The following is a 22,844-nucleotide window of genomic DNA, read 5'->3' on the forward strand; positions in this document are numbered from 1 at the left end:
TGTTTTTAAGTCTCAATTCGCATAATATAGAGATAGGATCATTATGGAGGAGGACTACATATGACTGAAGAGATGAATATGGATGAAGTTAAAGAATACGGTGAAGGTGCACACGTAACGGGTGTAGTGACAAAGGTTGAAGAGAAATCAGTGACTGTTGAAATCGCTGGCGCTCCTTTTGACGGTGTGATTCCGATCAGTGAACTTTCAAGCTTGCATATTGAAAAAGCAGCAGATGCAGTCTCAATTGGTGATGAATTACAATTAGCGATTACCAAGGTGGAAGATGAGATGTATGTCTTGTCTAAGCGTCAAGTAGATGCAGAAAATGCATGGGATTCATTAGAGGAGAAATTTGAAAGTGGCGAAATCATCGAGACAGATGTAAAGGATGTAGTAAAGGGCGGACTGGTTGTCGACCTTGGCGTTCGCGGATTTATTCCAGCTTCTTTAGTAGAAGATCACTTCGTTGAATCGTTTGATGATTATAAAGGACGTACGATGACATTTAAAATCGTTGAAATGGATAAAGAAAAGAACCGCTTAATCTTGTCTCACCGTGCTGTCGTTCAAGCGCAGAACGAGCAGAAAAAAGAAGCTGCGCTTTCTGAAATTCAAGAAGGTGACATTCTCGACGGTACAGTACAACGCATCGCTTCATTTGGTGCATTCGTTGATATCGGTGGCGTAGATGGTTTGGTTCATATTTCGCAAATTTCACACGGGCACATTGAAAGTGTGTCAGACGTGCTGAAAGAAGGAGACGAGATCCAAGTTAAAGTATTGTCTGTAGACCGTGATGCAGAACGTGTATCTTTATCCATTAAAGATACATTGCCTGGACCATGGGAAAATATCGAAGAAAAAGCAGAAGTGGGCTCTGTACTGGATGGTACGGTGAAACGGCTTGTAGCATATGGTGCATTCGTCGAGATTTTGCCCGGCGTAGAAGGACTCGTTCACATCTCACGTATTGCACATGAGCATATCGGCACACCGCAAGAAGTCCTTGAAGAAGGCCAAACTATACAAGTAAAAGTATTAGACGTAAATCCGCAGGAAAAACGAATCTCATTGAGCATTAAAGATCTTATTGAAAAGCCACAAGAAACACGTGAAGAAAACTTTAGTTATGAAATGCCTGAAGAAACAACTGGCTTCTCTTTAGGAGATGTCATCGGTGATCAACTGAAGAAATTCCAAAAATAAACTTCAGAATGTAATAAACTAGCCACAAATGATAAATAAGCGTAATTGGAATGATGATGCTTTCATATGCATCATCATTCTTTTTGTGTATAATATTCAAAGATAGGTCGGAAGGGTGTTATGAAAGAAAATGAAAAAACCAACAGTAGCAATCGTAGGAAGACCAAACGTCGGTAAGTCGACAATCTTTAACCGGATCGTAGGCGAACGTATTTCTATCGTAGAAGACGTTGCCGGTGTAACGCGAGATCGTATATACAGCGCAGCAGATTGGTTGAATTATGAATTTAACTTAATCGATACAGGCGGTATTGAACTTAGTAGTGAACCATTACTTGACCAAATCCGTATGCAAGCTGAAATTGCCATTGAAGAAGCGGACGTCATCATCTTTTTGACGAATGGTAGAGATGGTGTGACAGATTCAGATGAACAAGTGGCACGTATGCTGTATAAAACGAACAAGCCAGTCGTATTGGCAGTGAATAAAGTAGATAATCCAGAGATGAGAGATATGGTCTATGATTTTTACTCACTTGGATTTGGCGAACCGTATCCACTTTCAGGATCACACGGTCTAGGACTTGGTGATTTATTGGATGCAGTCGCAGAAAGCTTTAAAGATATGAATTTAGAAGAAGAGGAAGACGATTCCATCAAGTTCTGTTTAATTGGACGCCCGAATGTCGGAAAATCGTCACTAGTTAACGCGTTACTTGGTGAAGATCGTGTCATCGTAAGCGATATCGCTGGAACGACAACAGATGCAATTGACTCTACAAAAGTAATAGAAGGACAAGAATTTAAAATTATCGATACTGCGGGAATGCGTAAAAAAGGGAAGGTATACGAAAATACAGAGAAATACAGTGTATTACGTGCCTTAAAAGCGATTGACCGCTCTGATGTTGTATTGATTGTCTTAAACGCAGAAGAAGGTATTCGTGAACAGGACAAACGTGTAGCTGGTTTTGCGGAAGAGGCAGGAAAAGGTGTCATGTTCGTTGTGAATAAATGGGATACTCTTGAAAAAGATGATAAGACGATGAATAATTTCATCGATGATATTCGCGATCAGTTTAGATTCCTTGATTATGCACCTATTTTCTTTGTTTCTGCTAAAACAAAGCAACGCGTGCATACATTATTCTCCAATATCCAATTGATCAGTGAAAATCATGCGATGCGTATTCAATCGAGTGTCTTGAATGAGGTAGTAGAGGATGCAGTGGCTAGAAATCCTGCGCCTTCAGATAAAGGACGTCGTTTGCGGATTTATTATGCAACACAAGTTGCTGTGAAGCCGCCGACATTCGTGGTCTTTGTCAATGAACCAGAACTTATGCACTTTTCTTATGAACGCTTTTTACAGAACAGATTACGTGAAGCCTTTGGATTTGAAGGTACACCCATCCGTTTAATCACAAGAGCAAGAAGCTAACTACACAAATAGAAAGGGTGGAGGTAATGGAAAAAGTCTCTATAATCGGGGCAGGCAGTTGGGGGACCGCGCTAGCTGTTGTGCTGGCTGAAAATGGACATGATAGCTTAATTTGGACGAGACGTGCAGAACAAGCAGATGAAATCCATAATCAGCACACGAACAACCGGTATTTGCCAGATGTGAAACTGCCCGATAACCTTAACTCTACTAGTGAACTACAAATGGCGGTCCAACATGCGAAAACGATTATACTTGCCGTACCGACTGTTGCGATGCGTGAAACTTGTCGCCGTATACAGGAATTATTAACTGAACCTGCTTTATTTGTCCATGTCTCCAAAGGAATTGATCCGAATTCATTGGAACGGATTTCTGAAATCATTGCAGATGAAATCGATGAAACATTGCGTGAAGCCATTGTCGTGCTGTCTGGACCGAGTCATGCGGAGGAAGTCGTACTTAGACATCCGACAACAGTAGCGGTCGCTTCAAGCAACATGGAAGCGGCAGAACGGGTACAGGATTTATTCATGAGCAATTATTTCCGTGTCTATACGAATAAAGATGTGATTGGTGTGGAGCTTGGCGGGGCATTGAAAAATGTCATCGCTTTAGCTGCCGGAATTTCTGACGGTCTAGGTTACGGTGATAATGCAAAGGCTGCTCTTATTACGAGAGGCCTAGCAGAAATCACACGTCTGGGTGTTAAAATGGGTGCGGATCAACAAACATTTTCTGGATTAACGGGACTCGGCGATTTGGTCGTTACATGTACAAGTGTTCACTCTAGAAACTGGCGGGCAGGAAACTTACTTGGAAAAGGTCAGTCTCTAGAAAGAGTGACTGAAGAAATGGGCATGGTCATAGAAGGTGTGCGTACTACGAAGGCCGCGTTTCAGTTAGCGCAGCAGTTTAATGTCAACATGCCGTTGACAGAAGCTCTGTATTCCATACTATTTGGAGGGATTCCCCCTAAACAAGCCGTGGATCAATTAATGACTCGCGGTAAGAAACAAGAAATCGATACATTTTTCGGTATTTAAACAGTAGGAGGGTGACAATTTTGTCCTCGTTAGATAAAATGTGGCTATCTTTTTACGCAATGGGATTCATGGTGGTTTCAATGGGCTTGATTTATTTGAGTCGATATAAAATAAAAAACCGTGTAGTACAGATTCTATTTGCGATTATTGCCTATACACTATTAATTTCATCGTTCTTCGCAATGGTCTATTTAGTATTCAACGGACCGACTGGAGGGGCGTAACGTATGAACAAACGAATCTTTATATTTTCAATGATACTCTGTGGACTTTTGTTGTCTGCCTGTGGCGGTCGCCCACCTGAAGAAAAACAAGCAAGTGAGACACCGTATCCTGAACTTCAAGAAACAATCCAGAAAGCTGTAGAGCGCTATCAAGAACAATCAGGCGGTCTATTACCAATTAAAACACGCGATCAAGAAACCGATCAATTCATCAAATATCCAATCGAGTTCTCAAAAATCGTGCCGGACTTCACTGAAAAGATTCCGTCCAACGCATTCGAAAACGGTGGCATCTTCCAATATGTTCTCATGGATGTGGAAGAAAATCCTACCGTTAAGCTAGTCGATTTGCGTATAACTGAAAAACTACGCGACTTAAACTTGCGTAAATTTATTAACGGAGAACTACCATTCCTAGATCCGGTCGGCGACAACGTCTATGAAGTAGACTTCAAGAAAATGGGCTTCAAAGAACCACTAACTGTCCAGAGCCCATACTCTGACGCTCACTTACCCATCGTAGTAGGCGGCGACGGAAACTTCTATGTAGATTATTCCATCGACCTCAACAAGATCTTGATGGAACAAAAGCCTAAAATAGAAGCAGGCAAAGACATCCGTTATCTACTATACGAAAACTCCCTAGTACTTCCGGCATACTCCTTGCCGTACACAGTTGACGAAAACAACGAACCCGTGTTTATGAAGAAATAACGTTCTTTAATTTGTAGGTGACCCCATGTACCAGCACTTGAACTTTACATATTTCAAAGAGCGATACAAACTGTCCCATGATATAACTAGGATTGGTACGGAAGATGGGACGACTCTGGGAGGATCAGCCTGACAGGTGAGACCGCTAAAGGAACGCAGTGACTAGCGGGCTCACCGCGGGCCCTCCAGAAAGCGTTTCTATCTGGAGTACCAATCCCGAACGGTTACAAAGTTTATTAACTAAATTAGTAGCATTACCCAAAAACGTTTCATGCATTTATGCATGAAACGTTTTTCTATTTCATAAGCTACAATGCGGAGAAAAAGGAGGGCTAATGATGAAAGAAGAACTATACGAAAACTTAGCTAGAAGAACAGACGGCGATATTTATATAGGTGTGGTAGGCCCTGTTCGAGTAGGGAAATCCACTTTTGTCAAACGAGTCATGGAGGAAGTCGTAATCCCCAACATGACGGATGCCAACGATCGGATACGCGCACAAGACGAACTTCCCCAAAGTTCACCAGGTCCCGTAATCATGACTGCAGAACCTAAATTCGTACCTGCCCAAGGCACAAGCGTTTCAATAGGGGATGGCGAGCTGGAATTCCAAATTCGCCTAGCAGACTGTGTAGGTTACGTCATCGACGGTGTCAAAGGATATGAGGACGAGGATGGACCGAAATACGTTCATACACCATGGCACAATGAGCCGATCCCGTTCCAGGAAGCGGCACGCATCGGAACAGACAAGGTTATTCGTGATCACTCCACTATAGGGATCTTGCTGACGACAGACGGCACGGTAAACAATATTTCACGTGCAGCCGCTGAAGTGGCTGAGAAAGAAATTGTTTCGAAATTGCAAGAGATTGGTAAACCATTCGTCATTGTATTAAATTCTAAAATGCCTGCCCATGAAAAAGCATTGGAACTGAAACAGCAATTACATGAAAAATATGGTGTTCCAGTAATTGCTATTAGTGCGGATCAGCTCAATGCAGCAGAGATCCAGCTCATTCTTAAAGAAGCGTTGTATGAATTCCCTATCACGGACATTGAATTGCAACGTCCTGACTGGATGGAGGAGCTTGGAGATAGCCATAAGCTGAATGCACGTATCGATCAGCTAATCACAGATGGATTCCTTGGTGTCTCTAAGATTCGTAAAGTTCAGGAGATTGCGGAGCTATTGCAAGAAGAAGAATTTATTAGACAAGCGGAAGTGGTGGAAGTTGATGCAGGTAAAGGCCGCGCCATCGTGAAGATTGATATGGATGAGCAAGCCTTTGTTAATGTGTGTGAAGAGTTCATGGGAACAGAAATGCGCTCAAAAAAAGATTGGCTAATCTTCATTCAAGAGGCAGTTAAAGCAAAAAAATCCTATGATATGTATGCGGAAGCAATTGATACAGCAAAAAAATCAGGTTATGGTGTAGCGTTGCCTTCCATTGAAGATTTTCAGCCAACTGCTCCTGAGTTGATTAAACAAGACACGTTTTATGGTGTGAAAATGAAAGCGAAAGCCCCTTCACTTCACATTATTCGAATCGACATGGAAGCGGAATTTGCTCCATTAATCGGCTCCGAATTCCATAGTCATCACTTGTTGAAAGAGTTGAAAAATGCGTATTTACATGATCGTGAAGCATTATGGGAAACCCAATTATTTGGTACACCATTGCATGAAGTCATGAAAGAAAGTATCCGATATAAGACTGCCGCAGTTCCAGATCGAGCTAGAAAACGCTTGCGTGAAACAATTGAACAAATGGTTAATGATGGGAATAAAGGTATGATTACGTTTATTGTTTGAGGTGAAAAATTAAGAAAACCACACAAAAAATGTAGTTTAAAATGAAGAAAGATCCGTCAAAAACGGGTCTTTTTTCTATGCTTTTCTATCAAAATCGCTTGAAATGCCGTGAATAAAGGAAAAGCGCGATAATATTGTTGCACCGTAGTTTTTCTTATGTTACTCTTTTTACAGTGTTAACAGCAATAGCATCCCCCTTTGAGAGGAGGTGAACGGTGTGAATAAAACAGAATTAATTAACTCTGTGGCAGAAGCGGCAGGTCTAACAAAAAAAGACGCAACTAAAGCTGTTGAAGCTGTATTCGATACAATTCAATCGACTCTTGCTAACGGTGATAAAGTTCAATTGATTGGTTTCGGAAACTTCGAAGTACGCGAACGTGCTGCACGTAAAGGACGTAACCCACAATCAGGCGAAGAAATCGAAATCGCTGCAAGTAAAGTTCCAGCTTTCAAAGCAGGTAAAGCACTTAAAGACGCAGTAAAATAATTTGAGATTTTACATAGGAGTCCGTCCAGCAAATCTGTTCATCAGATGGCCATGGATGGACTCCTTTCCGTTTTTTTATTGGTATACATAAGGAAGTACAAGTAACTATACGGAATGAATGGAATGTGCTAATATTTTGGGGAAATAGGTTTAGTTCCTACAAGGAGGACATGCTGTTATGAAAGAGCAAGATATAAATAAATTAGAACAGGCAGTTACAATGATACTGGAAGCGATCGGTGAAGATCCGACTCGTGAAGGATTACTTGAGACGCCAAAACGTGTTGCTAAAATGTATCAAGAGGTATTTGAAGGTTTAAATAAAGACCCAAGAGAGTATTTTGATACAGTATTCCATGAGAATCATGATGAAGTGGTATTGGTGAAAGACATTCCTTTTTATTCCATGTGCGAACATCACTTAGTTCCGTTTTTCGGTGTAGCACACGTAGCATATATTCCGCGTAATGGAGTAGTTGCAGGTTTGAGCAAGTTGGCAAGAGCTGTTGAAACAGCAGCACGTCGTCCACAATTGCAAGAACGCATTACATCCAGTGTGGCAGATGCCATGATGGAAAAGTTGAATCCCCATGGTGTCTATATCATTATCGAAGCTGAACATATGTGTATGACGATGAGAGGAATTAAGAAGCCAGGAGCTAAAACCATCACGACTGTAGCTAGAGGAATCTATGAACATGATGATGTGAAACGTGCTGAAATTTTATCTCTCATTAGAACGCACTAAGGTCTTTGCCGAGCGCTTGCTGTATATGCTATCATTAGAATTATATATAGACTGGAGATGCGAAAATGACACAACCAGATTATCTAATTATCAAAGCGAAAAAAGATGGAGTGAATGTTATTGGGCTCACGAGAGGCAATGACACCAAGTTTCACCATACCGAAAAGCTGGATAGAGGAGAAGTCATGATCGCGCAGTTTACCGAGCATACCTCCGCTATTAAGATTCGGGGAGAAGCTGAAATTCATACAGCTCACGGCGTAATTGCCAGTGAAGAAAAAGAATGACCGTATCCTTACGGGAATGGAGCTTACTGATGGAAACAAAAGGATTCACTGACCAAGTCGACAATTATATACACCATTTGCGACGCGCTATTTATCAGCCAGTGGTCGAACGAGATGCTGGGCATGCTTCGATTGACAGGCGAAAAGCTTCGTTGCTCCTATTGCCTATGCTTAACGGAGAGCAGTGGACAGATGAAATGCAAACCGCCGCGTTGGCGATTGGTGCCATCCATACGGCTTTTGACGTCCATGATCAAATCGATGTCGTGGATGCTTCTTCCAAAGAACAGCAATTGATGGTCCTTGCAGGCGATCACTTCAGCGGTATCCACTACAAGCTATTGGCGTCAATTCCAAACTTCCATCTCATTCGTTCTTTGTCATTGGCAATCGGCAGAGTTAATGAATGCAAGACGACATTGTTTCAAGCACCACCGCCTACTCTTGAAGAGCGGTTGCAGTTGATTGCTGAAGTGGAAAGCGCATGTATTGTGAAATTCTTCGAGGCATTCGGCTTTAGTCGTTACACACATATCGTAGAAACAGTCTTTCCACTCGTTTGGTTGCTCGACAGCACACAGCATGACTTGAATCGGATGAAATTTCCGCATCTAGTGCCGAGTACGAATGATACACAAGAGTGGATCGATCAATTACAACTACAGCTGAACAACAGATTAAATAACAGCTTTTATTTACATACTGAAGTACTAGAAGAGTTGCAGAAAATGACGAATCAATGAGAAAGTAAACTGAAGTGAAGAAAGAAGGGACGAACTGTGGCGGTCTCAAAAGAAGAAAAAGTTCATAATGTCTTTGAAAAAATTTCGACAGACTATGATAAAATGAATTCCGTGATCAGTTTCAATCAACATATTAAATGGCGGAATGATATCATGGCACGCATGAACGTACAGCCTGGTGCTAAAGCGCTTGACGTTTGCTGTGGTACTGCAGACTGGACTGTCGCATTGGCTCAAGCTATAGGCCCTACTGGCGAAGTTGTCGGTTTAGACTTCAGTGCCAACATGCTGGATTCGGGCAGAGATAAAGTAGCCCCTTACCCGAACCTTACGTTAGTTCAAGGTAACGCCATGTCACTTCCTTATCCGGACAATTCATTTGATTATGTAACGATCGGGTTTGGTCTTCGCAATGTTCCCGATTACTTGACTGTATTAAAAGAAATGCGACGCGTGTTGAAGCCGGGTGGAATGGCAGTGTGTTTAGAAACATCTCAACCTAAAATTCCTGTATACCGTCAAGGGTTTCGCTTTTATTTCAAATATATTATGCCAGTATTCGGTAAGCTTTTCGCAAAGAGCTATAAAGAATATTCTTGGCTTCAAGAATCAGCAAATGATTTCCCAGGCATGAAAGAGCTAGCACAGCTTTTCGTCGATGCAGGATATCAAGAGGTTTCGTACAAGTCTTACAGTGGCGGTGCGGCGGCAGGCCATATCGCTTATAAATAATGAATACACGGGAGAAGGTAATGGGGTTGGAAAAAATTAAGTTGATGTCGCTTTATACGGATTTCCGCAAAGATATGTCCTATATTGAAAAAGAGCTTGAGCGTTCCGTGCAATCCTCTTCTCCCATTGTTCGTCAAGCTTCCTTGCATTTATTGAAAGCCGGTGGAAAAAGGATTCGGCCCATTTTCGTTATAATGGCTGCTCAATTTGGAGCTTATTCGCTGGAAAGCGCTGCGAAAATTGCAGTGTCCCTTGAATTAATCCACATGGCATCTCTCGTCCATGATGACGTAATTGATGATTCTGATATGCGACGCGGTTTAGAAACCGTTAAAGCGAAGTGGAACAACCGGGTGGCAATGTATGCAGGTGACTTCATCTTTTCACGAGCGTTGACATCTATCGGTACTATCGAGAAAGCACCTGTTCATCAGATTCTCGCTGAAACGATGCTCGAGATATGCAAAGGGGAAATTATCCAGATTGATTTCCAACAACAAACCGATCAACATTTTCGCGACTATTTGAAACGTATTAAGCGAAAGACTGCTTTACTGCTATCTTCTAGTTGTGAACTCGGCGCACTCAGTGCAGATGCAGATGCTCAAACTGTACAGAAACTAAAGAGATATGGGTATTTCACTGGAATGGCATTTCAAATCGTCGATGATATTTTGGATATCACTTCAACAGATGCAGAACTTGGGAAACCTGCAGGAAGCGACTTATTAAATGGTCATATTACATTGCCTGTTTTATACATAAAAGATGATGAACAATTCAAGCCCTATATGGAACGTGCTTTTACTGGACAGATGGAAGAGTCGGATAGACAATCGATGCTTCGCTATATTCGACAGAGTGGTGCGATTGAAAAAGCACAGCATGTAAGTGATCTCTACTTATCCAAAGCGCTAAAAGAATTGGAAAGTTTGCCGAATGGTAAGTCGAAGAAAGCACTGACTCAAATTGCTGATTTTATCGGTCAACGAAAATATTGACGAAGTTTGTTAATAGTTGAAAGAAAAAGGCGTCAATGTTACGATTTAAAAGGGATAATCCCTATAGAAGATTGAAGGAGTGTTTTAGAGATGGAAAGAACATTTTTAATGGTAAAGCCTGACGGCGTACAACGTAACCTTGTAGGTGAAATCGTTGGTCGTTTCGAAGACAAAGGATATCAATTAGTTGGCGGGAAATTGATGAACATTTCTCAAGAACTTGCTGAACAACATTACGGAGAGCATAAAGAACGTCCATTCTTCGGAGAACTTGTTGACTTCATTACTTCCGGACCAGTTTTCGCAATGGTATGGGAAGGCGAGAACGTAATCTCTACTGCTCGCTTAATGATGGGTGCAACGAATCCAAAAGAATCAGCTCCCGGAACTATTCGTGGAGATTTTGCTGTAACAGTAGGCAAGAATATTATTCATGGTTCAGACTCAACTGAGTCAGCAAGCCGCGAGATTAACTTATTCTTTAAAGAAGAAGAGCTTGTGACTTATGACAAAACAGTGAACAACTGGATTAATTAATCGCCAAGAACAGCCGAGCGAATTTCGCATGGCTGTTTTTCTTATACATACGACATACATTTTCCGTTATAATAAGAACGTACATAAGAAAGCAACGGCAACAGGGGGTTGTTAAATGTCTGATTATTTGGTGTTAATTCAAGGGGTCAAGAAGAAAACTGGGATCGATTTGTCTTTGTATAAAGAAGCCCAGATGAAGAGGAGACTCACTTCTCTGTATGAAAAGAAAGGCTTTCGTAATTTTAAAGAGTATTCTCTAGCCATTCAAACGGACAAGGACTTGCTGGAAGAATTCTTGGACCGCATGACGATTAATGTGTCAGAATTTTACCGCAACGCCGTACGTTGGAACGTCTTAGAGAAGAAAATTTTACCTCAATTATTGGAGAAAAATAAACGATTGAAAATTTGGAGCGCAGCTTGTTCTACCGGCGAAGAGCCTTATTCACTTGCAATGGTTCTATCATCCTACCTTCCATTGCGTGATATTTCCATTTATGCAACGGATCTAGATATGGGCGTATTGAATCGTGCCAAAGTTGGCCTTTACAATGATCGTGCATTAAAAGAAGTGCCAAAGCCAATCGTAGATAAATTCTTCATAAAAGAAGGTGCTTCTTATCAAGTAGTAGAAGATATCAAAAAGACAGTTACATTCAAACAGCAAAATTTGCTGGAAGATCGTTATGATACGAACTACGATTTGATCGTCTGCCGTAATGTGATGATCTACTTTACGGAAGAAGCAAAAGATCAGATTTACACCAACTTCTCCAAAGCACTTAAACCAGGTGGTATTTTATTCGTTGGAAGCACGGAACAAATATTCAATCCTGAAAAATACAACTTTGAATCAGTAGATACATTCTTTTATAGAAAAAAACAATAAACCACGTTACGGAGGAATGGAATATGCGCTTTATTACAGCTGGAGAATCCCATGGTCCACAGCTTACTGCCATCATTGAAGGATTACCTGCACAGATGGAACTAACTGCTGAGATGATTAATAAAGAATTGAAGAGAAGACAAGGTGGACACGGTAGAGGTCGCAGGATGCAAATAGAGAAGGATCGTGTAGAAATCTCATCAGGTGTACGTCATGGTAAAACAATAGGCTCGCCAGTAACGCTGACGGTTGTTAACGATGATTGGAAACATTGGACAGGCATCATGGGCGTAGAACCACTTCCTGAAGACATGAATCCTGAAGACGTGAAGCGTCAAATCACTCGTCCCCGTCCTGGACATGCAGATCTAGTCGGCGGCATGAAATATGGCCACCGTGACTTGCGAAATGTTTTGGAGCGTTCATCAGCACGTGAGACGACGATGCGTGTAGCAATCGGAGCGGTAGCAAAACAATTCTTGCGTCAGCTTGGGATTGAAACTGTAGCACATGTTACGGAAATTGGTGGCATCGAAACAGATCCTGCTGCTTACGCTGATCTTTCCATAGAAGAACTGCGCGCCATCGTAGAAGAGGATGCAGTATATTGTGCGGATAAAGAGGCATCTGTCAAAATGACGGAAGCTATAGATGATATTAAAAAGCGTGGTGATACACTGGGGGGCGTAGTGGAAGTCATCATTGAAGGATGTCCTCCGGGAATTGGTAGTTACGTGCAATTCGATCGCAAAATGGATGGCAAGCTTGCAGGGGCTATGATGAGCATCAATGCTTTTAAGGGTGTTGAAATCGGCTTAGGGTTTGATATGGCAAAAATGCCAGGCAGTGAAGTTCACGATGAAATAAGCTGGAATAAAGAGCTAGGATATTACCGGAAATCCAATCGTTTAGGTGGACTTGAAGGCGGAATGACGACAGGTATGCCGATCATAGTTCGCGGTGTCATGAAACCAATTCCGACGCTTTATAAGCCACTAGAGAGTGTAGATATCGATACAAAGGAATCCTTCGTTGCCACAATTGAGCGTTCTGATCCTTGTGCGGTTCCCGCTGCATCTGTTGTAGCTGAACATGTCATCGCAACAGAGATGGCTAAAGCGATTATGGAAGAATTCCGTTCGGATACAATGGAAGGTTTACAGAAGGATATTGAACAATATAGACAATATGTAAAGGAGTTTTAAGATGGAGAAGTTAACTGTTTCCGTCCGGGATCACCAATACGATGTCTATGTAGGTTCGAACACCTATGAATTACTTCAGACTGAGTATGCAGAATTGCTGAGTACGACAGATAAAATCGGGATTATTGCCGATGCGCGCGTGGCAGAATTACATCTCCCTTTATTGCAAGAAACTTTACTACGTTCTGGTCACGAAGTATCGGTGAAAATCGTCCCTGGCGGCGAGAAGTGTAAAATGCCAGAAGTATACGTAGATTGTCAGTCTTTCTTACTGACGGAAGGTTTTACGCGAAATTCACTCTTGATCGCATTTGGCGGAGGAGCGTGTGGGGATTTAACAGGTTTTGTGGCAGCTACGTTTATGCGTGGTATTCGCTTCATCCAATGTCCGACCACTGTACTTGCACATGATAGTGCAGTCGGTGGTAAAACAGCCATCAATATGCCGGAAGGGAAAAATATGGTAGGATCTTTCCATCAACCTTCAGCTGTATTGTTTGATACGGATGTATTCAATACGTTGCCTGCATCAGAAATGCGTTCAGGCTTGGCAGAATTGGTCAAGCATGCCTTTATTTCTGATCCATTATGGACAGAGCAGTTACTGGAAAAAGAACAGTTTTCTACACCTTCTATAGAATGGCTTGAGAAGGAATTACTTCAAGGGATCAAGGTAAAAGCAGATATCGTTAGAGAAGACGAGTTTGAGAATTCCACGCGCAAGTTTCTGAATTTCGGTCATACATTTGGACATGCAGTGGAAGCGGCTTCTGGATTTGGCAGCCTCAGTCATGGGGAGTGTGTCATGATTGGTATGGGTTACGCCTTCTTGCTAAGTGAGAAATACGGTAATATCCCTGAAGGATTCACGAATCGCTATCTTCATTTTGCTAACAAGAACGACTATACCTTTAAGCCGGTATTCTCTTATAGTTTCGAAGAGTTATTATCCTATATGCAGAAGGATAAAAAAGCTTCATTCGGCAAGATGAATTTTGTTTTATTACAAAAAATCGGTGAACCTTTTGTGAAAGAAATTAGTTCAGAAGAATGTCGAACGGCATTTGAGGAATTCAAAGAAAAGTTGGAAAGTGAGGGAATCGTATGAGTGTTAGAGGAATTAGAGGCGCGACTACAGTAGAAAATGATGACGCGGAAGAAGTGTTGCTGGCGACAGAATCACTTGTACTCGAAATGGCAGAAGCGAATCAATTCAAACCCGAAGATATCGGTTCTGTAATTGTTTCAACTACGGTAGATGTCAAAGCGGCATTTCCCGCAAAAGCAATCCGCTCAATTAAAGGGTGGACGTATGTCCCCGTCATGTGTACACATGAAATCGATGTACCTGGCTCGATGCGTAAGTGTATACGGGTCATGATGAACGTCAACACTTCTAAGAAACAAGAGGAAATACAACATATCTATCAAAATAACGCAGTTCAATTACGACCCGATTTACAAAAATAACTCAACGAAAGTAAAGGAGGAGCCATCCAATGAAGTGGAAACCAATTTTACGCACAATGAAACCTTATACACCCGGTCGTTCATTAGAGGATGTCAAACGTACATACGGTCTGCAAGAAGTACATAAGCTCGCTTCAAATGAAAACCCTTATGGTTCATCACCTGAAGTCGCGGAATATTTACATTCACAGGCTGCTAAATTTGAAATTTATCCAGATGCGTACACTGCAGGATTACGTGGAAAGCTAGCTGAATTCCATCAAATTGATCCGAATGAAATTCTTTTCGGAAATGGTTCTGACGAAATTGTCACCATTATTTCCAGATCTTTACTGCAACCGGGTACGAATACGGTGATGGCTTCTACAACTTTCCCGCAATACGCACATAATGCAAAAATAGAAGGAGCCGAAATTCGTGAAGTGGCTATGCTCGAAAATGGTGATCACGATTTAGAAGGCTTTTTACAAGCTACTGATGAAGAAACAGCGGTCATCTGGGTGTGTAATCCGAATAATCCAACAGGTAATCTTTTATCGAGTGAATCGATTAAAAAATTCTTGGATCGGGTACCAAAAACGGCACTTGTTGTTCTCGATGAAGCATACTTTGAATTTGTTACGGATCCGACACAGCAAGACGCTATAACGTGGATTCACGATTATGACAACTTAATTGTACTTCGTACTTTCTCCAAAGCGTACGGATTGGCAAGTTTTCGCATAGGCTATGGCGTCACTAACGCAAGTGTAGTAACGGAGCTCAATAAAGTGCGGAACCCGTTCAACAACAGCTCACTCGCATTAGCGGTAGCGGAAGTGGCTCTTGCTGATCAGCGGTTCCTTCAAGATTGTGTAACGAAAAATGATGAAGAACGAAAACGCTATGCAGACTATGCGAAACAACATGCATTGGCAATCTATCCGTCGGCAACTAATTTTGTATTAATCGCTGTCCCTGGAGATGCGGATGCTGCATGCGAGATTTTATTGCAAAATGGATATATTGTTCGCAGTGGAAATCTGCTAGGTACGCCCGGATTTGTTCGCGTGACGATTGGAACGCATGAACAAAATACAGGCTTCTTTAACGCGTTCGATCAACTATTAACTAACCAATAAGGATAGATGACAATGAAAACGACGGTAAGTATAATTGGACTTGGATTGATCGGTGGATCACTTGGTCTAGCATTAAAACGAAATCCAGAAATTCATATTGTAGGTTTTGACCGTTCTTATGCAACTGCTGATGAAGCATTTCGCAGAGGGATCATTGACACGGTCGCGCCTTCTGCAAAATCAGCCTGTGAACAGGCTGACTTTGTTGTTTTTGCGACGCCTGTCAATACGACGGTTGCCCTTTTTGAAGAAGCGGTAGACTGGGACTTTAAAGAACATGTAATTCTTTCTGATACAGGGAGTACGAAAAAACCGATTATGGATGCTGCAAAGATCTTGCAAGAAAAAGGAATTACATTCATAGGTGGACATCCAATGGCGGGTTCCCATAAAAGTGGTGTATCCGCTGCGATGGAACATCTTTTTGAGAACGCATACTACATTCTTACGCCGAATGACACAACGACTGAAGAACAAATCGATGATATAGAGAAATTGCTTACCCCAACGAAAGCAAAATTGATTGTTCTACAAGCGGAAGAACACGATCGTATGACGGCAATCATCAGCCATTTCCCGCATATTGTAGCTTCTTCATTAGTCGGCCGCTTGGCTGCACAGGAAGAACAACAGCCATTCGTGAAAAAATTAGCTGCAGGTGGTTTCCGCGATTTAACACGTATCGCTTCCGCAGATCCTATTATGTGGCGTGATATTACCATCCAAAATAGGGAAGAGTTATTGTCGCAAGTAGACGGTTGGCTCGACGAAATGAATACAATTCGCGCTATGTTGGAAGACAATAATCCTGAGCAAATTTTCGATTTCTTTGCGCAAGCAAAAACGTACCGTGATCAACTTCCTTCAACAAATGAAGGGGCGGTTCAAGGTGCGCTCTACATGACATTTGATTTACACATCGACATACCAGATCATCCGGGTATCATTTCCGAAATTACGAAAATTCTTGCAGAAGCCAATATTAGTTTGACCAATATACGTATAGTGGAAACACGTACAGACGTGTACGGTATTTTAGTTGTCAGCTTCCAATCGGCTGCTGAACGTAAGAAAGCTCGTCAAGTATTAACAGCAGAAACAGACTATTCTATGCACGTACTTTAAAAGGGGGAGAGCGTAATGTCAGAACAACAAACGGTTTCATTTGAAAAGCCGGTTCTTCGCGGCGCTTTACAAGTACCTGGAGATAAATCAATTTCCCACCGTGCGGTTATGTTGGGTTCAATTGCAAAAGGCAAAACAACGATCAGTGGATTTTTGGATGGTGAAGATTGTCTGAGCACAATTGAAATGTTCAAACAGCTTGGTGTAAAGATTACTCGGAACGGAACTGCTGTGACTATTGAAAGTCCTGGTATAGCGGATTGGCAGACGCCAACTGTAGCACTTGACGCGGGCAACTCGGGAACGACTGCGCGCTTAATGCTAGGCATTTTATCTGGTTCTTCCGTAACGTCTGAAATGTGTGGAGATCAATATTTATCCAAGCGTCCGATGAAGCGTGTGACGAATCCTTTGGAGCAAATGGGTGCAGATATCACTAGCAAAGGATCAACAGATTATTTACCACTTACAATCACTGGGAAAGAATTGCAAGCAATCGACTATTTGATGCCAGTTGCTAGTGCGCAAGTAAAGTCCGCTGTATTACTTGCGGGCCTTCAAGCAAAAGGCACTACATCTGTTACAGAAATTACTGTATCGCGGGATCACACGGAACGTATGTTAGTACAATTTGGTGCGAAGCTGGAACAAAAAAATAATGTAATAAGGATCGAAGGTGGGCAACAACTGACAGGAACAGACGTTGTCGTACCAGGAGATATCTCTTCCGCGGCATTTTTCATGGTAGCCACAGCATTAGTTGAAAACAGTGAAGTGTCGTTCCTGAAAGTTGGATTGAATCCTACTCGAACAGGTATACTGGATGTACTAGAAGCGATGGGTGTAGAAATCGAATTATCAGATGAACAAGGATTTTCAGGTGAGCGTTATGGCACTGTACGAATAAAGCATTCGCGCCTGCAAGGAACTGAAATCGGAGGTGATTTGATTCCAAGATTAATCGATGAACTTCCTGTCCTTGCTTTATTAGCAACACAAGCAGAAGGAAAGACCATCATTAAGGATGCAGAAGAACTTCGTGTGAAAGAGACTGACCGTATTGAAGCAGTAGCTACGGAATTACGGAAACTCGGGGCCGATATCGAGACCACGCCAGACGGCATGATTATTAACGGGCCGACACCACTTACGGGTGCCACACTTCAATCATACGGTGACCACCGTCTGGGAATGATGGCAGCGATTGCGGGATTGATTACGTCAAGTCCAGTTCACATCGATAATCCTTCTTGTATCGCAATTTCATATCCACACTTTTTTGAAGATCTATCAGAGCTAGTCAATCAATAAAGCAGAATAGAAAGCCCAGGTGAAAAAATGAATGTATTGCAGGAATTGGAGCAAATAGTTCTCGATGGAGATGTAGATGCCCTACAAGATAAAATACAGAAACTACAAGCTTCAAATGAATATGACGCATTATACAATGTCGCAAATCTATTGATCGAATATGGATTCATCGGACAAGCCGATGAGATACTCTCTCAATTGTTGCTGCTATTCCCTGATGAAGCGCAGTTGAAAATAGATCGCGCCGCGGCCTTACTTGAACTTGGTGAAGAAGACGAAGCATTATTATTGCTGACAGACATTTCACCGGACGAAGAAGAGTATGTACAGGCATTGCTTGCTCAAGCGGATTATTATCAAATGCTTGGCCTTGCTGAAACAGCATTATCTAAAGTGCGCGAAGCAGCAACATTGGCTCCGAACGAACCGGTAATCCAACTCGCACAAGCAGAACTTCTTTTGGATTCAGGAAGATACAGTGAGGCTGTGAGGATTTACGAGGAGCTTCACAAGACAACTGAAGAGATTGCAGGCGTTCGTCTGTCGTCACGGCTTGCGGAAGCATACAGTGCAGGGGCTGCGTATGAGGAAGCTATTCCTTTTTATGAGGCATTACTTGATAAGGAAGAGAATCCTGAAGAGATGTTCGGATTAGGATTGGCATACTATCAAACAGGGCGCTACTCGGAAGCGGTCACACGACTTGAGCAGTTAATAGAAATGGATCCAGATTATTTCTCTGCTTATATGCTTGCAGGTCAAAGCTATGCGCAACAAAATGAAGACGACAAAGCGTTAGGGCTTTTCAAAAAAGGTATTGAACGTGATGAGTTCGATAAAGAATTACAGCTGGCAGCAGGGAAATCTGCTTTGAAGCTTCAAATGCCAGAACAAGCAGAAGCGCATTTGAAAGAAGCGCTCGTTTTAGATCCTGAATACATCGAGGCACTCGTTACGCTTGCTTCGGTCTATGAAAATCAGGAAGAAGACCAAGCGTTAATTGAATTACTGACGTACTCTGAAGTAGATCAATTAGAAATCCCTTTACTTCATGCTTTTCTTGCATATGCCTATGAACGTACAGAAGATTACGAAAAAGCGTATGAAATGTATTTGAAAGCATATGATGGGATGAACGAAGATGCTGCTTTCTTAGATCATTATGCACGATTCTTGCTGGAAGAAGGTAAGCGCGAAGAAGCGTTATCTGTAATTCAGCAGCTAGTAAGAATCGCTCCGCATGAAGAAGAATGGACGGCATACATCGCGCAATCTGAAGAGGAGGGGTAACATGAAGGCCATGGTTCCTGTAGCTGCCAAGAAAGAATTCTTGAGGTGGTTTTTAAAACGCTATCGATTAAAGCGGCGGGAATGTGTATGGATTTTAAATTATCTTCTCAGCAACGAACATTTATTAACGAATGTTCATTTTACAAACGAAGCTCATCACTGTCCGCGCGCTATGATTATTTCTACAACAGAGGTGGACAGTATCCCTTTTCGCTTTTACAAGGGTAACTTGATGACAGCTGATGCAGAAAAGTCGTTTCACGACCTCAGACTGCATCCTGACGAAGATATGTTCATCCAACTGAATTTCAAACACAGCAACAAATGTCCTGAGTATGCGAGTGTGGCGGAAGAGAATCCTTACTTGCCTGAAGATCTGCTGAAGAAAAAGAAAGACCAACAAATAGCAGAAAAGTTGTTGGAAGAGAGCTTTACCTTAACAACGAATGACATGTTGCTGAAGAAAATCGATGAAGCGCTCGACAACGGAGACCGTGAGCTGTTCATTAGCCTGACAGCTATGTTAAATGAGATGAAAAAAGACAAAGACATTAGCCAATGATTTCGCCCTTTGCGGTGAAATCATTGGTTTGCGTTGAAGGGAAATATAGGCTAAACTTTACTGAGTAATGCAAGGAGGAATGACAATGAACTGGGTTCCAAAAGATGTGGATACATATATAAATCAGAAAGAATATATTGATACTGTCGTAGTACCTTTAATAGCGATAGACACACGACCAGAAACGATGAAAAACAGTGCATCCTCTTCTGAGTTTTTGATGAATCTATCAATGTTCATCGAGAAGCAATTTAAAGGACGTATGATGTTCTTGCCTCCTGTCTCATACACGCAGTCAACAGACTTGCAGCAAATGGCGGATACGTTATCAAAGGATTTGAAGAAATCTTCCTTCACACATGTCTTCTATCTTACAACGGATCCTAAGTGGACGAGCGTGACGGTGAAAGGTAAGGTCGTCTGGCTTCCGTCTATCCCTCTAGAGACAATGGACAACCATCTACGCCAGACGATCATGGAAGACCAGCTACGGCAAGTACTGACACACTTTATGGAAAGTTGGAATGTGCAGTAAGGTTATCATTAATGAAGGCCGGGTTTAGGATTGCAACCACTTTTGGCTTAGAACTTGAACTAAAACAAATTTAATGTCATGATCAATACAGACGCACTCTAAACACCGTCCTCAAAAGGGTCAAGCACTAATCAAGACTTATTTAAAGGTTGATTGCCGTTTGTCACCAAATCTTAATATTTGTCCACAAACTTAAGTACCTACTAAAAGCATTATTGAATTTAGTTTCATATTGATATATCATAGATATGTCCTAGTATTACAATTAGCAAAAGAATGTCCGTGGGACTGACTTTGGAGTAAGAGGAGGGAAATTACTGATGAGCAATAAAGTGTCAAGACGCACGTTCCTAAGTTATACACTAATGGGAACTGGTGGGTTCATGGCCTCTGCAATGCTGATGCCGATGATTCGTTTCGCAATTGATCCCGTTCTGGCCAGTGCCGGCGGTTCCGACATGATTCCAACACCGCAAAAAGAAGCTGATCTTTCGGAAGTACCGGTTCGTGTAGACTATACAATCAAAGATCGACAAGATGCATGGTATACTTCTGACGAATCTAACACGGCTTGGGTCTACAAAGAAGGCGACAAAGTCATAGCACTTTCTCCGGTCTGTAAACACTTAGGGTGTACAGTAAACTGGGAAGGCGACGAGCATAAAAACGAATTTTTCTGCCCTTGTCACGCTGGACGTTATAAGAAAAATGGTGATAACATTCCAGGAACACCACCGCTTGGACCGCTTGATGAGTTTGAAGTAGACGTCATCGACGGATTTGTCTATCTTGGTGGAGTAATACCGAACACATTAGTCTAAAGGGTAAGGGGGTACGACCGCAGTGTTAAATAAAATTTATGATTGGGTGGATGAACGGTTAGATATCACACCAATTTGGCGAGATATCGCTGACCACGAAGTACCTGAGCACGTAAACCCTGCACATCATTTTTCTGCATTCATCTATTGTTTCGGAGGTTTGACGTTTTTCGTAACGGTTATCCAAATCTTGTCTGGTATGTTCCTGACAATGTATTACACACCGGATATTGAAAACGCATGGAAATCAGTTTTCTACCTTCAGAACGATGTTGCATTCGGTGAACTTGTGCGAGGGATGCACCACTGGGGAGCTTCGTTAGTTATCGTAATGATGTTCCTACATACTTTGCGTGTATTCTTTACAGGGTCTTATAAGAAGCCTCGTGAATTGAACTGGATCGTCGGCGTACTGATTTTTGGCGTCATGCTAGGTCTAGGTTTCACAGGATATCTATTACCTTGGGATATGAAGGCTCTATTTGCAACAAAAGTTGGGATTGAGATTGCCGCGTCAGTACCTTTCATCGGAGAACAGATTAAAATCCTTCTCGCGGGTGATTCCACGATTCTAGGTGCACAGACGTTAACGAGATTCTTCGCGATTCATGTATTTTTCCTACCGGCTGCTTTGCTTGGGTTGCTTGCAGCACACTTTATCATGATCAGAAGACAAGGTATTTCCGGACCACTATAAGAACCAATTTTTTGGTTAGGGTCATCTGAAATTTAAGAAGGAGGGAATAACATGCACCGCGGAAAAGGGATGAAATTTGTTGGGGATTCGCGCATCAAGGCTTCAGGCAAGATGTCGAATACACCAAAGGATTACTCAGAATATCCGGGTAAAACCGAAGCATTCTGGCCAAACTTTCTATTGAAAGAGTGGATGGTTGGATCGATTTTCTTAATCGGCTATCTGATCGTTACTCTTGCACACCCGTCACCGCTTGAGCGTCAAGCGGACCCGACGGATACAATGTATATACCGATACCAGACTGGTATTTCTTATTCATGTATCAGCTATTGAAATATGAATTCGCTTCCGGTCCTTATAACGTGATCGGTGCGATCGTAATTCCTGGTTTGGCATTTATGGCATTAATGCTTGTTCCTTTCATGGATACTACGAAAGAAAGACGTCCGTTTAAACGTCCGTTGCCAACAGGCTTCATGATTCTTTCATTCTTAGCTATTTTCTACTTGACTTGGGAATCAGTCGAAAACCACGACTGGGAAGCAGCAAAAGTTCAAGGTGCTATTGTGGACGAAGTTGAATATGATGAAACGGCAGAAGGGTATGAGATTTATCAGGGCTCTTCCTGTATTGGCTGTCACGGTGACTCCTTCCAAGGTGGACTGGGCTTACCGTTAACTAACACAGGTATGACACCTGAAGAAATCATCGAAATTGCTCATGATGGCCGAGGTTCAATGCCTGCTGGTACATGGGAAGGTTCAGATGAAGATCTTCAAGTACTTGCTGAATTTATAGCTGAGCTAGAAACGAAATAAGAAAAAAGAG

26 protein-coding genes are annotated in these 22,844 nt (G+C 42.1%); all 26 read left to right on the top strand.

Annotated elements, in window-relative coordinates:
- Positions 1-60 precede the first annotated feature (60 nt).
- A complete protein-coding gene (gene rpsA, locus SporoP8_RS15665) occupies positions 61-1,209 on the top strand; it encodes a 30S ribosomal protein S1 (protein WP_085133381.1) in 1,149 nt (382 codons plus the stop codon).
- Positions 1,210-1,339: 130 nt separating this feature from the next.
- Positions 1,340-2,650: a ribosome biogenesis GTPase Der gene (gene der / locus SporoP8_RS15670; RefSeq protein ID WP_085133382.1), complete on the top strand. Its 1,311-nt coding sequence runs from the start codon at positions 1,340-1,342 to the stop codon at positions 2,648-2,650.
- A gap of 26 nt (positions 2,651-2,676) precedes the next feature.
- The gene (locus SporoP8_RS15675) at positions 2,677-3,696 is read left to right on the top strand and encodes an NAD(P)H-dependent glycerol-3-phosphate dehydrogenase (RefSeq protein WP_085133383.1); all 1,020 of its coding nucleotides are present in this window, start codon (positions 2,677-2,679) and stop codon (positions 3,694-3,696) included.
- An 11-nt stretch (positions 3,697-3,707) separates the two neighbouring features.
- The gene (locus SporoP8_RS15680) at positions 3,708-3,920 is read left to right on the top strand and encodes a DUF2768 domain-containing protein (protein ID WP_369802563.1); all 213 of its coding nucleotides are present in this window, start codon (positions 3,708-3,710) and stop codon (positions 3,918-3,920) included.
- 3 nt (positions 3,921-3,923) lie between these two features.
- Positions 3,924-4,634, top strand: a complete 711-nt coding sequence (locus SporoP8_RS15685; RefSeq protein ID WP_085133385.1) for an LptM family lipoprotein — start codon at positions 3,924-3,926, stop codon at positions 4,632-4,634.
- A 335-nt stretch (positions 4,635-4,969) separates the two neighbouring features.
- A complete protein-coding gene (spoIVA, locus tag SporoP8_RS15690) occupies positions 4,970-6,451 on the top strand; it encodes a stage IV sporulation protein A (RefSeq protein WP_332308444.1) in 1,482 nt (493 codons plus the stop codon).
- 217 nt (positions 6,452-6,668) lie between these two features.
- Positions 6,669-6,941: an HU family DNA-binding protein gene (locus tag SporoP8_RS15695; protein ID WP_037561579.1), complete on the top strand. Its 273-nt coding sequence runs from the start codon at positions 6,669-6,671 to the stop codon at positions 6,939-6,941.
- Positions 6,942-7,119: 178 nt separating this feature from the next.
- On the top strand, positions 7,120-7,689 hold the full coding sequence (folE, locus tag SporoP8_RS15700) for a GTP cyclohydrolase I FolE (RefSeq protein ID WP_085133387.1): 570 nt from the start codon (positions 7,120-7,122) through the stop codon (positions 7,687-7,689).
- A gap of 65 nt (positions 7,690-7,754) precedes the next feature.
- Complete coding sequence (gene mtrB, locus SporoP8_RS15705; protein WP_029053045.1) at positions 7,755-7,976, top strand: trp RNA-binding attenuation protein MtrB; 222 nt, start codon at positions 7,755-7,757, stop codon at positions 7,974-7,976.
- Between the two features lie 29 nt (positions 7,977-8,005).
- Positions 8,006-8,719, top strand: coding sequence for a heptaprenyl diphosphate synthase component 1 (locus SporoP8_RS15710; protein WP_158232263.1), 714 nt, complete (start codon positions 8,006-8,008; stop codon positions 8,717-8,719).
- 36 nt (positions 8,720-8,755) lie between these two features.
- Complete coding sequence (locus tag SporoP8_RS15715; RefSeq protein ID WP_085133389.1) at positions 8,756-9,451, top strand: demethylmenaquinone methyltransferase; 696 nt, start codon at positions 8,756-8,758, stop codon at positions 9,449-9,451.
- A gap of 26 nt (positions 9,452-9,477) precedes the next feature.
- Positions 9,478-10,452: a polyprenyl synthetase family protein gene (locus SporoP8_RS15720; protein ID WP_085133698.1), complete on the top strand. Its 975-nt coding sequence runs from the start codon at positions 9,478-9,480 to the stop codon at positions 10,450-10,452.
- 90 nt (positions 10,453-10,542) lie between these two features.
- Positions 10,543-10,989, top strand: coding sequence for a nucleoside-diphosphate kinase (gene ndk, locus SporoP8_RS15725; RefSeq protein WP_085133390.1), 447 nt, complete (start codon positions 10,543-10,545; stop codon positions 10,987-10,989).
- Between the two features lie 115 nt (positions 10,990-11,104).
- Positions 11,105-11,878, top strand: coding sequence for a CheR family methyltransferase (locus tag SporoP8_RS15730; RefSeq protein ID WP_085133391.1), 774 nt, complete (start codon positions 11,105-11,107; stop codon positions 11,876-11,878).
- Between the two features lie 23 nt (positions 11,879-11,901).
- Positions 11,902-13,083: a chorismate synthase gene (gene aroC, locus SporoP8_RS15735; protein WP_085133392.1), complete on the top strand. Its 1,182-nt coding sequence runs from the start codon at positions 11,902-11,904 to the stop codon at positions 13,081-13,083.
- Position 13,084: 1 nt separating this feature from the next.
- A complete protein-coding gene (gene aroB / locus SporoP8_RS15740; RefSeq protein WP_085133393.1) occupies positions 13,085-14,191 on the top strand; it encodes a 3-dehydroquinate synthase in 1,107 nt (368 codons plus the stop codon).
- Positions 14,188-14,553, top strand: a complete 366-nt coding sequence (gene aroH / locus SporoP8_RS15745; protein ID WP_085133394.1) for a chorismate mutase — start codon at positions 14,188-14,190, stop codon at positions 14,551-14,553. Before aroB ends, aroH begins: the two co-directional genes overlap by 4 nt.
- A 29-nt stretch (positions 14,554-14,582) precedes the next feature.
- Entirely contained in the window at positions 14,583-15,674 is a 1,092-nt protein-coding gene (hisC, locus tag SporoP8_RS15750; protein ID WP_085133395.1) for a histidinol-phosphate transaminase, read from the top strand.
- A gap of 12 nt (positions 15,675-15,686) precedes the next feature.
- Complete coding sequence (locus SporoP8_RS15755) at positions 15,687-16,799, top strand: prephenate dehydrogenase (protein ID WP_085133396.1); 1,113 nt, start codon at positions 15,687-15,689, stop codon at positions 16,797-16,799.
- Positions 16,800-16,814: 15 nt separating this feature from the next.
- Positions 16,815-18,110, top strand: a complete 1,296-nt coding sequence (gene aroA / locus SporoP8_RS15760; RefSeq protein ID WP_085133397.1) for a 3-phosphoshikimate 1-carboxyvinyltransferase — start codon at positions 16,815-16,817, stop codon at positions 18,108-18,110.
- Positions 18,111-18,137: 27 nt separating this feature from the next.
- On the top strand, positions 18,138-19,400 hold the full coding sequence (locus SporoP8_RS15765; RefSeq protein WP_085133398.1) for a tetratricopeptide repeat protein: 1,263 nt from the start codon (positions 18,138-18,140) through the stop codon (positions 19,398-19,400).
- Position 19,401: 1 nt separating this feature from the next.
- Positions 19,402-19,962 carry a ReoY family proteolytic degradation factor gene (locus tag SporoP8_RS15770; RefSeq protein WP_085133399.1) on the top strand — a complete coding sequence of 187 codons (561 nt, stop codon included), beginning with the start codon at positions 19,402-19,404 and terminating at the stop codon, positions 19,960-19,962.
- 85 nt (positions 19,963-20,047) lie between these two features.
- A complete protein-coding gene (locus SporoP8_RS15775; RefSeq protein WP_158232264.1) occupies positions 20,048-20,497 on the top strand; it encodes a DUF2487 family protein in 450 nt (149 codons plus the stop codon).
- Between the two features lie 317 nt (positions 20,498-20,814).
- Entirely contained in the window at positions 20,815-21,318 is a 504-nt protein-coding gene (locus tag SporoP8_RS15780; RefSeq protein ID WP_085133401.1) for a QcrA and Rieske domain-containing protein, read from the top strand.
- Positions 21,319-21,340: 22 nt separating this feature from the next.
- The gene (qcrB, locus tag SporoP8_RS15785; protein WP_029053030.1) at positions 21,341-22,015 is read left to right on the top strand and encodes a menaquinol-cytochrome c reductase cytochrome b subunit; all 675 of its coding nucleotides are present in this window, start codon (positions 21,341-21,343) and stop codon (positions 22,013-22,015) included.
- 51 nt (positions 22,016-22,066) lie between these two features.
- The gene (locus SporoP8_RS15790; RefSeq protein ID WP_085133402.1) at positions 22,067-22,834 is read left to right on the top strand and encodes a menaquinol-cytochrome c reductase cytochrome b/c subunit; all 768 of its coding nucleotides are present in this window, start codon (positions 22,067-22,069) and stop codon (positions 22,832-22,834) included.
- Positions 22,835-22,844: the final 10 nt, after the last annotated feature.

It is taken from the genome of Sporosarcina ureae (assembly GCF_002101375.1).
In the GTDB taxonomy this organism is placed as follows: domain Bacteria; phylum Bacillota; class Bacilli; order Bacillales_A; family Planococcaceae; genus Sporosarcina; species Sporosarcina ureae_B.